Raw genomic sequence first — 12,166 nt, 5'->3', positions numbered from 1 at the left:
CAGCAGGGAAGTCGGACCCGACCGTGGCCGGCGCGACGATGTGACGAGCTCCGTCCGTTTGCCGTATGCGCGGGTGGGGACCCGGCGCCCATGAGCACAACGCCTCGTCGCCGCAGGATCCGGCACAATCCGCTGCTTCGGCTGCTGGACCGCCTGGAGCGGGAACCGGTGGCCGATCCGGTGATCGACGCGGTCCGCAGGGGCGTACGGTCCCTGCCGCTGGGGCGCGGCCGGGACGTGCTGCACGGCAGGTGGCTGGGACATCCCGCCCACCCGCTGATGGTTCAGGTGCCGATCGGAAGCTGGCTGTCCGCGGCGGTGCTGGACCTGCGGCCCGGACGCTCCCGTGAGGCGGGAGTGCTCGTCGGCGTCGGACTGGCGGCGGCCGCGCCCGCGGCGCTGACGGGCGCCACCGACTGGGCCGAACTGCACCGGCAGCAGATGCGTGTCGGACTGGTGCACGCCATGGCCAACACCACGGCCACCGGTCTGTACGCGGCCTCGTTCGCCTGCCGGATCAAGGGCCGCGCCGGCCTGGGCAGGGCATACGGGTTCCTGGGGCTGGCGGCGGTCTCCGTGGGTGGTTTGCTGGGCGGTCACCTGGCTTACCGCCAGGCGTCCGGAGCCAACCACGCGGAAGAGGTCCCGCACGTCGTTTCGAAGGGCTGGCACCGGATCGGCGCGGTGGAGGAGTTCCCGGCCGGGGAGCCCGTGCGCCGCAGTGTGGACGACGTGCCCATCCTCGTCGTCCGGGAACCCGGCGGGGCCCTGCACGCACTGTCCGAGCGGTGCAGCCATCTCGGGGGCCCGCTCGCGGAGGGCACGGTTGTCGATGGATGCGTCCGGTGCCCCTGGCACGGCAGCGGCTTCCGCCTCTCGGACGGCTGGAACGTCCGCGGTCCCGCCACCGCGCCCCAGCCCGCCTTCGACACCCGGATCGTCGACGGCCACGTCGAGGTGCGCCTGCGCCGGCAGGACCGGGGCGAGGACGACGCCAACCACGACACCGACCGTACCGACACGGGCCGGCAGCGGGTCGAGGCAGGAGTGGACACCGCCCATGGATAGCGAAACCGACAGTCGCAGTCGCTCCGGGGCTCGTCTGCACGGGCTTCTCCGCCGCACCGCACGGCGCTATTCCGCAGGAAGCGAACAGTCGCTGGGCGGCTACCTCGCGACCATGGCCGGATTCGGCGCTTACACGGCGGCCTGGGCCACGGCGGTGCGGCTCAGCGGCCGCCCGCTGCCCGAGCGGCCCGAGCCCTGGGACGTGGCGCTCACCTCGGCGGCCACCTTCCGGCTCGCCAGACTGCTGAGCAAGGCGTCGGTGACCAGCCCGCTGCGCGCCCCCTTCACCACGTACGTCGGTCCCCAAGGCCCGGCCGAGCTGCACGAGGAGCCGCGGTCCGAGGACGGCAGGGAGACCGTCGGCGAGCTGCTGTCCTGCCCCTTCTGCCTGAGCGTCTGGGTGGCCTCGACCCTGACCGCCGCCCAGTTGCTCTGGCCGCGCGCGACCCGGACCGTCATGGGCACGTTCACCGCGCTCGCCGGGGCGGACGCGTTGCAACTGGCCTACGGGGTGCTGATGGGCAAGGCCACCCGCGAGTGACCCTTCAGCGGGCCGTCTGGTTGTGGCACCGCACCCGCCGCGGTTTCCGGGTCGACTGACCGGGGGCCGGGCCCACCGGCAGCAGGGCTCGAACGTGCTCGGACGTGCTCGATCCGCCCGGTGCGCGGCTGATCGGCCCGGTGCGCGGCTGATCGGCCCGGTGCGCCGCCGATCCGCCCCGGTCCGTCACCGACCCGCCCGGTCCGCCGCCGGTCACGCCAAGCGGCTCAGCAGGACCCGTGCCTCGTCCCTGGCGGCGGCCACCGCCGACTCGCCGAGCCCGCACAGACGCAGGCACGACGACGCGATGGCGTCCGTATCGGCCGCTTCCGGCTCACGGGAACGCCGTATCTGGATGACGACCTCCACCAACTGGATCAACAGTTCGCCCATCCGCTCGGTGGGCAGGCTGCGGACGACGCCCTCGGCCGCCGCCAGGGCGCCGAGAGTGCCGTAGCTCTCCTGCAGTCGGCCCCGCTCGGCACGGAAGGCGTCGAACCGCTCGGCCTGCACCTCCGGCAGCAGGTAGAGCGTGCCGACGTTGTACGGGGTGCGGCAGAGGGTGCGTACGTCCATCGCGGCCACCGCGTAGAGGGCCGCGGCCGGATTCGCCTGCTCGGGCACCAGCGCCTGGATCCGCTCCACCATCTGCAGACTGGGCCGCACGGAAGTGGCCAGCAGCTCGGCGAGGATCTCCTCCTTGGTGGCGAAGTGGTAGTAGAGCGAGGCCTGCCTGATGCCCACCCGCTCGGCGATCATCCGGGTGCTGGTACTGGCGATCCCACGTTCGACGAAGAGCGCCCCGGCGGCGTCGAGAATCTGTTCCCGGGCGGACGCGCCAGGGTCGGACGGCGGCGTGTGCCGGGGCCTGCCCTGGCGGGGACGGGTCATCGTCATGGACCCATCCTGCCACCCCGGTGGCGGACACCCTGCCGTGCCCGGCACCGGGGTGCGACCCCGTCACCTCCCGTCATACGGACCCCACATAGGCCCGCCAGCCACCGAAGCGGGTGATGTCGGGCGCGCCCTCGACGGCGTACGGCTCCACCAGGAAGCCGCTGACCTGCCGCCCGTCGGCCAGTTCGACGGTGCCGATGGTCATGGGCGCGGGAACGGCGGCCGTGAACGCCCCGAACCCCGCGGCCGGCAGCCTCCAGATCTCGCCCTCGATGCCTGTCTCATGGGCCCCGTCGCCTGCTCCGGCCACGAGGCCCGCCCCGTCGCCTGCTCCGGACCCTTGGCCCGTCCCGTCGCCTGCTCCGGTGCCGTCGTCCGGCCCGCCCTCGGGCACCCGGACCAGTCCCGGCTTGGGCGGCTCGGTGGCCAGGGCGTACAGCCGGTAGCCGCCGGCGGTGCGTGCCGGGCCCGCCAGCGTGCCGCCCGCCTGCACCAACTGCGCGTTGAGTGGCTGCCCCGTGAGGTGGGCGCCGACCACGAACAGGTCGAGTCCCGGGTTGGCCAACCGCTCTGCCAGGGCGGCCAGGGCGCGGTCGGAGAACGCCGGGCCGGTGAACATCACGCCGAACGGCAGGCCGTCCACGAACCCGGCCGGAACGGCGAGCGAGGCACAGTCCAGCAGGTTGGCGAAGTTGGTGAAGCGCCCCATCCGGGCATTGGCGCCGACCGGGTCGGCCGCCACCTCGTCGAGGGTGGGGTGCCAGGTGGTGGTCGGGGTCAGGAGCGCCGCGCAGCCGTCCAGGGCCGCGCGCCCGGCGGCGCCGAGGGCGGCGAGCCGGGCGGTGTCGGCGGCCCAGTCGGCGGCGGTCTTCTCCCGGCCGGCCAGCACGATCGAGGCGACGGTGGGGTCGAGGTCCGTACCGATCAGGTCGCGGTTCTTCTCCAGGTGCTCACCCACGGCGGCATACCGCTCGGCGACGAACGCGCCGCCGTACAGCAGTTGCGCGGCCTCCAGCAGCGGGGTGATGTCGGCCTCGACGATCTCCGCCCCGGTGCTCGCCAGCCGGGCGACCGCGGCGTCGAAGGCCTCGCGCCAGCCGTCGGCCATGCCCTTGAGGTGCCCCGGACCCGGGACGGCGACCCTGGGGCGCGCGGGTGGCGGCGGGAGCTGGGTGCCGGTACGGGACAGCGGGTCGGCCGGGTCGGGGCCCTCGGCGATCTCCGCGGCTATACGGGCGAGCCGCAGGTCGCGGGCGAAGACGGTCACGCAGTCGAGGGTGTAGCAGGCGGGGACCACCCCGGTCACGGGCACCAGGCCCTTGGTGGGCTTGACCCCGACGATGCCGTTGAGCGCGGCGGGCACCCGTCCGGAGCCGGCCGTGTCGGTGCCGAGCGCGATGTCGGCGATGCCCAGCGCGACCGCGACGGCCGAGCCGGAGGACGACCCGCCGGAGATACGGGCCGTGTCCCAGGCGTTGCGTACCGCGCCGAAGGGGCTGCGGGTGCCGACCAGGCCGGTGGCGAACTGGTCGAGGTTGGTCTTCCCGAGCACCACCGCGCCGGCCGCGCGCAGCCGCGCCACCGCGGGCGCGTCGGCCGCCGGCGGATAGCCGTACGACGGGGCGCCCGCGGTCGTGGGCAGGCCGGCCACATCGATGTTGTCCTTGACGGCCGCGACCAGGCCGGCCAGCGGCAGCGCCGGGTCGATCCCGGCCGCCTCGGCGAGCACCTCCTCACGGGGCCTCAAGTGGATCCAGATCTCGGGCCGGCCGGCGCTCTCGATGCGGTCGTAGGCGGCCTCGACGCGTGCGGCCGGTGTCATGGCGCTCATGCCCGCACCGCCGCGAGGACCTGGCCGGGAGCGACCTGTTCACCGGGTCTGACGTAGATCTCCAGCAGTGTCCCGGCGGCGGGGGCGCTCACCTTCGACTCCATCTTCATCGCCTCCAGGGAGAGGATCGGGTCACCCTCGGCGACGACGGCGCCCGGCTCGGCGACGGTCTGCCAGACGGTGGCGGTGAACGGCGCGGTGACCGGGACCGCGCCGTCCGGGACGGCGACCGCGACGGCACTCACGGTCGAGGGTTCGGGACCGTCGTCCCGGTCGAACTCGCCGGCGGCCCGCCAGCGGTCCTTCTCGGCCTCGAACGCGGCGCTCTGCCGCTTCCGGAAGGCGGCGATCGAGTCGGCCTCGGCGGACAGGAAGGCGTTGTACTCGGCGATCGAGAAGGTCCCCTCCTCGGTCTCGAAGACACCGCGGCCGGCGTCGGTCTCGGCGCGCAGTTCGAGCAGTTCCTCCGCCGTGACGGGGTACCACTCGATGCGGTCGAAGAAGCGCAGCGCCCACGGCGCGTCCTGGAACAGCCCGCCCCTGCGGAACCGGTTCCAGATCTGCACGGTGCGGCCGACGAACTGGTAGCCGCCGGGCCCCTCCATGCCGTAGATGCACAGGTAGGCGCCGCCGATGCCCACGGAATTCTCCGCGGTCCAGGTGCGTGCCGGGTTGTACTTGGTGGTCACCAGGCGGTGCCGCGGGTCGAGCGGGGTGGCGACGGGGGCACCGAGATAGACGTCGCCGAGGCCGAGCACCAGGTAGGAGGCGTCGAAGACGGTGCGGTAGACGTCGTCGGCGGTCTCGAGGCCGTTGACGCGGCGGATGAACTCGATGTTCCACGGACACCACGGGGCGTCGTCGCGCACCCCCGCCATGTACCGCTCGATGGCGAGCCGGGTCGCCGGATCGTCCCAGCTCAGTGGCAGCCGCACCGTGCGGGAGGGGACCACCAGTTCGTTGGTGGGCGGGACCTCGTCCTCCAACTCCCGCAGCAGGACGGTGAGATCGCGGGCCTTCAGCCGGCGGGCGTCGGTGTGGACCTGCAGCGAGCGGATGCCCGGGGTGACGTCGACGATGCCGTCGGGCGCGTGCGCGGCGAGGGTCTCCTGCAGGGCGTGCACGCGCATCCGCAGGCCGAGATCGAGTGCCATGGGGCCGTACTCGACGAGGACGTTGTCGTCGCCGTCCCGGCGGTAGGTGACGGAGGGGCGGGCATCGGTGGCCTCCAGACGGCCGAGTACGCCGTCGTCGCCGTCGCCGCCCGCGCTGATCAGGGTGGGCGAGGCACGGCGGGCGTCGAGGGCGGCCGCCTCGGCTTCCCTGACCGGTACGAAGCGGACGGTGTCGCCGGGGCGGAGCTGACCGAGCTTCCACAGTTCGCCGCTGGCGACCACCGCGGGGCAGACGAACCCGCCGAGTGACGGCCCGTCGGGGCCCAGGATGATCGGCGTGTCGCCGGTGAAGTCGAGAGCGCCCACCGCGTACGGCGTGTCGTGGATGTTGGAGGGGTGCAGCCCGGCCTCGCCGCCGTCCTGGCGGGCCCACCGGGGCTTGGGCCCGATCAGGCGGACACCGGTGCGGGCCGAGTTGTGGTGCACGCGATAGTCGGTGGCGTAGAGGGTGTCGATGTCCTCGCGGGTGAAGAACTCGGGCGCCGCGTGCGGGCCTTCGGTGACACCGACCTGCCAGTGCGAGGTGATCGCGGGCCGGCGCTCGGGCGGGGTCGGGCCGCCACCGGCGGCCCCGGCAACCCCCGGCCGCAGGACGTCGCCGGCGAGCAGGGCCCGCCCGCCGTGCCCGCCGAAGCCGCCGAGGGTGAACGTCGAGGCGCTGCCCAGGTATTCGGGTACGTCGACGCCGCCCCGGACGGCCACGTAAGCGCGCAGGCCGGGACCGTGGCAGGCGCCGAGAACCAGGGTGCCACCGGCCGGGACCGGCACCGGCTCCCACAGGGCCGCGGCGGTGCCGTCCACCGTGACCGGGACGGGGGCGCCGGTGACGGCGACCACGCAGGCGGCCGAGAAGCGCAGGGTCAGCCCGCCCGCGGTGACCTCCAGCGCGGGCACTTCGGCCGGGTTGCCGACGGCCAGGTTGGCCTCGGCGAAGGAGACGGGGTCGAAGGGCCCGCTCGGCGGCACGCCCACATGCCAGTAGCCGAGCCGGCCGGGAAGGTCCTGGACGGTGGTCATCGCTCCCGGCACCAGGACGTCGATGCGTGGCTCGGGGTCGGTGGTGGTGGCGAGGGTGCTGGTGCTGTGCACGGCCCCGCGCACCTCGCCCCGCACGGTCAGCGACCGCAGCAGGCCCAGGTTGGTGACGACGCCGTCGACCCGGCTCTCGGCCAGCGCCCGGCCGAGCACGTCGAACGCGGTGTCGCGGTCGGGGCCCTTGGCGATCACCTTGGCGAGCATGGGGTCGTAGTACGGCGAGACCTCCAGTCCGGTCTCGGCGAAGCCGTCGACGCGGACACCGGGGATCTCGTCGGCGCCCTGGCCGGGGAAGACCGCCCGGGTGATCAGGCCCGGGGAAGGAGCTGAGTCCTTTCCGGGGTCCTCGGCGTAGACGCGGGCCTCGACGGCATGTCCGGTGGGCGTCCACTTCCGCTCGAACACCGCGTCGTCGACCCTGCCGTCGCGGGCCAGGGTGAGCATGAGTTCGACGAGGTCGACACCGTACGCCTCCTCGGTCACCGGGTGCTCGACCTGGAGCCGGGTGTTGACCTCCAGGAAGGCGGCCTCCTCGCGCACCGGGTCGTAGACGAACTCCACGGTCCCCGCGCCGCGGTAGCCGACCGAGGCGAGCAGCCGGCGCGACGAGTCCCGCAGCAGTTCGCGGACCCGGGCGGGCAGGGCCGGGGCCGGGGCCTCCTCGATCACCTTCTGATTGCGGCGCTGCAGCGAGCAGTCGCGGTCGCCGAAGACGGCGATCCGGCCGGCGCCGTCGCCGAAGACCTGCACCTCCACATGGCGGGCCGGGCGCACCAGGCGCTCCAGGAACACCCCGCCCGAACCGAAGTTGGACTCGGCGAGCGCCGCCACGCGGGCGAAGGCCTCACGCACCTCGTCGGTGGTGGCGCAGGCCTGCATGCCGATGCCGCCGCCACCGCCCGTGGCCTTGACCATCACGGGCAGCCCGACCGACTCGACCGCGGTGACGGCCTCCTCGGCGCTCGCGAGCAACTCCGTCCCCGCCAGCAGCGGGACTCCGGCCGCCTTGGCCAGGGCGCGGGCGGTGTGCTTCTCGCCGAAGGCGGTGATCTGGTCGGCGGTCGGGCCCGCGAAACGCAGGCCGGCCTCCTCGACGGCACGGGCGAAGGCGGTGTTCTCGGAGAGGAAGCCGTAGCCCGGGTGGATGATTCCGGCGCCATGGGTGAGCGCGGCCTCGATGATCGCGTCGCCGCGCAGATACGAGTCGCGGGCGGGCGCCGGACCCAGGTGGACCGCGTGATCGGCCTCGCGGACGTGCGGGGCGGCCCGGTCGGCGTCGGAGAAGACGGCGACGGTGCCCAGGCCCATCTTCCGGGCGGTGCGGATGACGCGGCGGGCTATCTCACCGCGGTTGGCGACGAGAACGGCGGTGGGGCGGGTCACGCGGCGTCCCCCGGGGTGTGCGGGGTCTGCGTGGACTGTGGGCTGTCCGCTTCGGGGTCCGGGACCCCGGCGCGTGCCGGGTCCGGGTCCGGGTCCACGACGATCATCCGCAGCGGGGTCGGGTTGAAGTCGTTGCACGGGTTGTTCATCTGCGGGCAGTTGGACACCATCACCAGGACGTCCATCTCGGCACGCACGGCGACCCGGCGCCCGGGCGCCGACATGCCGTCCACGATGCCCAGCGCGCCGTCCGCCTCGACGGGCACGTTCATGAACCAGTTGAGGTTGGAGACGATGTCCCGCACCCCGAGACCGCGCCGGCCGGCCTCGGCGAGGAAGTTCTCCCGGCAGCCGTGATGGAACATCACGTGGTGGCCGTAGCGCAGGGTGTTGGACTCCTTGCCGCAGGCGCCGCCGATGGTGTCCTGCCGGTCGATCTCGTTGGCGACGACGGTCATCAGCGGGCGGCCCTCGCTGCTGCGCAGCACGGTGCCGGTGCGCACATAGGCGTTGCCCTGCCAGGCGAGGGTGTCGGGGACGCTGTAGCGCTCCTCGGGTTCGTCGGCGTTGTAGAGCAGGCAGTCGGCCGACTGGTTGCCGCCGACATCGACGATCGTCAGGACGTGTCCCTCCTTCACCACGGCCGACCAGGGCGCGTTGGGGGCCACTTTCTCGTCCCGGACGACGGTGCCCTCGACCAGGCTCGTTCCCCAGTCCAGGGTGGAGCCCTCGGCGTACACGGCGCCGACCGGGACGGTGGAGGCGACGGTGCCGTCCGAGGCGGTCGGGTAGGTGGCCAGGGTGCTCTCGGTCTGAGTGGTCGCCATGTCACAGCCCCCGGGCTTCGCAGTAGTCGACGGTGTTGAGGTACGCCCGGTGCAGCTCGGGCGCGGCGGTGAACCGCGGATCGTCCGGGCCGGTGGCGGTGGAGCGCCAGGCGTGCACCCGCAGCGGCCCGACGACGTAGCCGGGGCGCGGGTCCAACGGGTGGGCGGTGTTGGCGACCAGCATCAACAGGGGCATTTCCGCGACGAGTTCCACATGTGTGCCCGGGCCCGCGCTGCCCCACCAGGAGAGGGCGCCGTCCCCCTCGACGCGTACGCCCTGGAAGAAGGACAGGCTGGGCGGCAGGTCGCGCCGGCTCAGGCCGTGCTTGGCGGCCGCCTTGAGGAACAGTCCCCGGCCGGACGGTGACGGCCCCTCGGGGCGGGCGTCACCGTACTTGTGTTGGTTCCAGGCGTCGGTGGTGGCGCCGCAGAAGGCGTCGTGCCGGCCGGAGGAGTCACCGGTCACCACGGCCAGAACCCGGCCGTCACCGGACAGCAGCGGGTGGTTCTCGCCAAGGTAGGCCTGCCACGGGATCTTCTGGGTGTCGGCGACGTTGAGCCGCTCGACCGGTTCCAGGGCGTTGAACAGCAGCAGGTGGGCGCAGGCGTCACCGGTCGGGTCGTCGAAGCGCAGCCGGGTGCCGCGGGCGAGGACCTTGTGGGTGTAGCCGCCGGGTGCCACCGTCTCCGCCCACACCAGGGCGGCCGGGTCCACGCCCGGCGGGCAGTGCGGGCTGCCGGACGCCGGAAGGTACGGCATCCACTCGCTCGCCTGTCCGCCCTGGGCGCGGGCGTCGTCCCGGGCACTTCGGACAGTGTCGGTCAGGTGCAGATCACGGACTCCGGCGGAGGACTGCTCGCCGGGATCCTGGGCGCCGGCCCCACCGGACGGCTGTCCGGTGGGGTCCTGGGGTTGCGGTGTGATGGCCGTCGGCTCTTCGGCTGTGGACATGGATGTCCCGTCATCCCTTCGTCGGTACGTCAATCAGTGCGCCCGGTCGCGTCGCACGGGCCGCCGGACGGCTCTCAGGCGGGCTCGGCGACGGCCTCGGCCTGGGCAGGCGGCTCGACGTGCGTGTGCGGCACATGCCTCAGCTCGATGCGGTGGTGCAGCCGGCGGGCGAGGAAGTAGGCGGCGCCGACGGCGAGAGTGAGCCCGATGAAGAGCAGGGCGCTCCACCGCAGCCACCATGTGCCCTCAGTGAGGTCGTAGATCTCCGGACGGGGCCAGATCAGATTGACCGTCATACCGGCGCCGTAGAGCACGGCGAGCGTGTTGACCAACAGCCCCCACCGACCCAGCGAGAACAGCGGTCGGCCCGACTCGTCGACGCCCTCCGGGAGCCCCCGGTGTCGTATACGTGCGACCAACTGCGGCAGTGTCACGCCCAGATAGGCCAGATACAGCATGGCGATGCAGAGGCTGGCGAGAGCGGTGAAGATCGCCGCCTGGCGAAGGTTGACCACGAGCGCGATCGCGGCGCCCACGCCCACCACGACCGACGTGATGATCGGCGTACCGGTACGGTCCGAGACCTTGGCGAGGTGTCGGTGGAACGGCAGTGCGCCCTCGCGCGCCATGGAGTAGATCATCCGTGCGCCGGAGGTCTGCACGGCGAGGGTGCAGGCGAACACCGCGACGGCGACGCAGCACAGCAGCAGCCGGCCCAGGACGTCGCCGAGCCTGTCGGTGAGCACCCAGGAAAGGCCGCCGGTGGCCAGGTTTCCGTCGGTCAGGCTGCTCGCGGCCATCAGTCCCGAGAGGATCAGCAGGGCGCCGCCGATGCCCGAGATGATCAGCGCCCGCAGGATGGTCCGGGGAGTGGTCCGGCGCGGGCTGTGGGTCTCCTCCGCCAGTTCGCCCGCCGAGTCGAAGCCGACCATGACGTAGGCCGCCATCAGCGAGGACGCGAGGAAGGCCCCGATGTAGCCGCCGTTGCCCTCCCAGCCGGTGTGGTGGGTCACGACCTGCGGGCCCCGCTCGGGCAGGAAGAAGAGCACCAGCACGAGCGCGATCACACCGACGATCTCGATTGCGACTCCGATGCTGGTGGCGGCGGCCATCTGGCGGATGCCGAGGATGTTCACCACGGTGGTGATGACCAGCAGGACGCAGCCCAGAAGGACCGCGTTCTGCGCGCCGGTCGGGGAGCCGACGGACGGGTCGGCGCCCGCTCCGCCGACGATCTGGAAGCCGGACCAGATGCCCGGCAGCACCGCCTGCGCCGCGATCGCGGCGGCCGCGACGGTGAGGATCTGCCCAATGATCATGGTCCAGCCGACGAACCAGCCCGCCGTGGTGCCGGCCAGCCGGCTCGACCACTGGTAGATCGCCCCCGAGATGGGCCAGCGCGCCGCCAGTTCGGCGAAGCAGAGCGCGACCAGCAGCTGGCCCGCGAAGACCAGCGGCCAGGTCCAGAAGAACGCCGCCCCACCGAGGGCGAAGCCGAGGCCGAAGAGCTGGAAGACAGTGGTGAGTATCGACACGAAGGAGAAGCCCGCAGCGAATGACGCCAAGCTGCCCACCCCCCGGCGAAGTTCCTGCTGGTAGCCGACGGGAGCGGGACTGGTCATGACGCCACCGTCGGGGCTTTGCCCAGGGACGAGTTCAGGCCGGCTCATCACGGCACCTCCGATCGAGCAAGGATTACCTGTCGATTGACAGGTATTGCTGATGGTGGGGCGGACGGATCTCGCGCCTGAGTCGGAGAAGTTAACTTCGTGTGTCCCGGGGCCCCTTTCGGTGCGACCTCCCGTTTCACACCCGCTGTCCGGTTTCCGCCGCCTCCCGTGGCACCGGCCCGGAGGCCCGCCGGCGGGGCTCCGCATGGGTGTTGCCGGGAGCGTTCGGCACGGACAGGTCCGCCGGCCGGAGAGCCGGCCGGCGGACCTGTCCGCGTGCTTCCGGCCCTCTCAGTGGCTCCCCGTGGAGGCGTCGGGGGTGCCGGGGATCTCCGAGACATGGGCGCTGACGATCTTCCAGCCGACGGGGAAGCGCACCCAGGCCTGGGTCTGGCGGCCGACGAGCGTGCTCCCCGGGTAGACGAACAGGGTCGTGACCGTCGCGAAGTCGGTTCCGAACGTGCTGATCCTGGTGTCGAAGAGCTTGCGGCCCGGTGGCAGCGGGGGTTGCTGCCACCGCCAGCGGCGGATCTCCCCGGCACCCGTCTGCCGGTCGGCGATGCCGAAGCGGACCGTGTCGGGGGAGTCCCAGAAGTACCGCGTGATGGCTTCGCGGTCGTCGGAGACCAGGGCCTCCTCGTAGCCGCTGAAGGCCGCCGTCACCTCGGCGATCGTCCGGGGCAGGTCCAGCTCCGTCCGCGGTGTCGATTCCGTCCGCGGTGTCGGCTCCATCCGCTGCGTCGGCTCCATCGGCTGCGTCGGCTCCATCCGCTCGTCGTCCCTCCTT

At 72.8% G+C, this 12,166-nt stretch carries 9 protein-coding genes; 2 read left to right on the top strand and 7 right to left on the bottom strand.

The window, feature by feature from the left end:
* Positions 1 to 90 precede the first annotated feature (90 nt).
* Together EF387_RS31420 and EF387_RS31415 are read left to right on the top strand one after the other, a co-directional pair.
* Positions 91 to 1,068, top strand: a complete 978-nt coding sequence (locus tag EF387_RS31420; protein WP_202918422.1) for a Rieske (2Fe-2S) protein — start codon at positions 91 to 93, stop codon at positions 1,066 to 1,068.
* Entirely contained in the window at positions 1,061 to 1,609 is a 549-nt protein-coding gene (locus EF387_RS31415) for a DUF1360 domain-containing protein (RefSeq protein WP_128380023.1), read from the top strand. The genes EF387_RS31420 and EF387_RS31415 overlap by 8 nt, the downstream gene beginning before the upstream one ends.
* A 213-nt stretch (positions 1,610 to 1,822) precedes the next feature.
* Here EF387_RS31415 and EF387_RS31410 read toward each other — a convergent pair whose 3' ends face one another.
* The 7 genes from EF387_RS31410 to EF387_RS31380 form a co-directional block, all read right to left on the bottom strand.
* A complete protein-coding gene (locus tag EF387_RS31410; protein WP_128380022.1) occupies positions 1,823 to 2,506 on the bottom strand; it encodes a TetR/AcrR family transcriptional regulator in 684 nt (227 codons plus the stop codon).
* Positions 2,507 to 2,579: 73 nt separating this feature from the next.
* Positions 2,580 to 4,328 (bottom strand): allophanate hydrolase, encoded by a 1,749-nt coding sequence (locus EF387_RS31405; protein ID WP_128380079.1) that lies wholly within the window; start codon positions 4,326 to 4,328, stop codon positions 2,580 to 2,582.
* Between the two features lie 5 nt (positions 4,329 to 4,333).
* Positions 4,334 to 7,930, bottom strand: coding sequence for an urea carboxylase (uca, locus tag EF387_RS31400; RefSeq protein ID WP_128380021.1), 3,597 nt, complete (start codon positions 7,928 to 7,930; stop codon positions 4,334 to 4,336).
* The gene (locus EF387_RS31395; protein WP_338058141.1) at positions 7,927 to 8,757 is read right to left on the bottom strand and encodes an urea amidolyase associated protein UAAP2; all 831 of its coding nucleotides are present in this window, start codon (positions 8,755 to 8,757) and stop codon (positions 7,927 to 7,929) included. The genes uca and EF387_RS31395 overlap by 4 nt, the downstream gene beginning before the upstream one ends.
* 1 nt (position 8,758) lies before the next feature.
* Positions 8,759 to 9,709, bottom strand: coding sequence for an urea amidolyase associated protein UAAP1 (locus EF387_RS31390; protein ID WP_128380020.1), 951 nt, complete (start codon positions 9,707 to 9,709; stop codon positions 8,759 to 8,761).
* 74 nt (positions 9,710 to 9,783) lie between these two features.
* Complete coding sequence (locus EF387_RS31385) at positions 9,784 to 11,379, bottom strand: amino acid permease (RefSeq protein WP_128380019.1); 1,596 nt, start codon at positions 11,377 to 11,379, stop codon at positions 9,784 to 9,786.
* Positions 11,380 to 11,670: 291 nt separating this feature from the next.
* Complete coding sequence (locus EF387_RS31380) at positions 11,671 to 12,147, bottom strand: AtzH-like domain-containing protein (protein ID WP_238431809.1); 477 nt, start codon at positions 12,145 to 12,147, stop codon at positions 11,671 to 11,673.
* Between the last annotated feature and the right edge of the window lie 19 nt (positions 12,148 to 12,166).

Origin of the sequence: Streptomyces cavernae, from assembly GCF_004023625.1 — a bacterium.
Taxonomy (GTDB): Bacteria; Actinomycetota; Actinomycetes; order Streptomycetales; family Streptomycetaceae; genus Streptomyces; species Streptomyces cavernae.
This window is presented reverse-complemented; position numbering and strand designations above follow the sequence as displayed.

Coding starts and splice junctions, on each gene's coding strand:
- EF387_RS31420 (WP_202918422.1), top strand. CDS start 91: ATGAGCACAACGCCTCGTCGCCGCAGGATCCGGCACAATCCGCTGCTT.
- EF387_RS31415 (WP_128380023.1), top strand. CDS start 1,061: ATGGATAGCGAAACCGACAGTCGCAGTCGCTCCGGGGCTCGTCTGCAC.
- EF387_RS31410 (WP_128380022.1), bottom strand. CDS start 2,506: ATGACGATGACCCGTCCCCGCCAGGGCAGGCCCCGGCACACGCCGCCG.
- EF387_RS31405 (WP_128380079.1), bottom strand. CDS start 4,328: ATGACACCGGCCGCACGCGTCGAGGCCGCCTACGACCGCATCGAGAGC.
- EF387_RS31395 (WP_338058141.1), bottom strand. CDS start 8,757: ATGGCGACCACTCAGACCGAGAGCACCCTGGCCACCTACCCGACCGCC.
- EF387_RS31390 (WP_128380020.1), bottom strand. CDS start 9,709: ATGTCCACAGCCGAAGAGCCGACGGCCATCACACCGCAACCCCAGGAC.
- EF387_RS31385 (WP_128380019.1), bottom strand. CDS start 11,379: ATGAGCCGGCCTGAACTCGTCCCTGGGCAAAGCCCCGACGGTGGCGTC.
- EF387_RS31380 (WP_238431809.1), bottom strand. CDS start 12,147: ATGGAGCCGACGCAGCCGATGGAGCCGACGCAGCGGATGGAGCCGACA.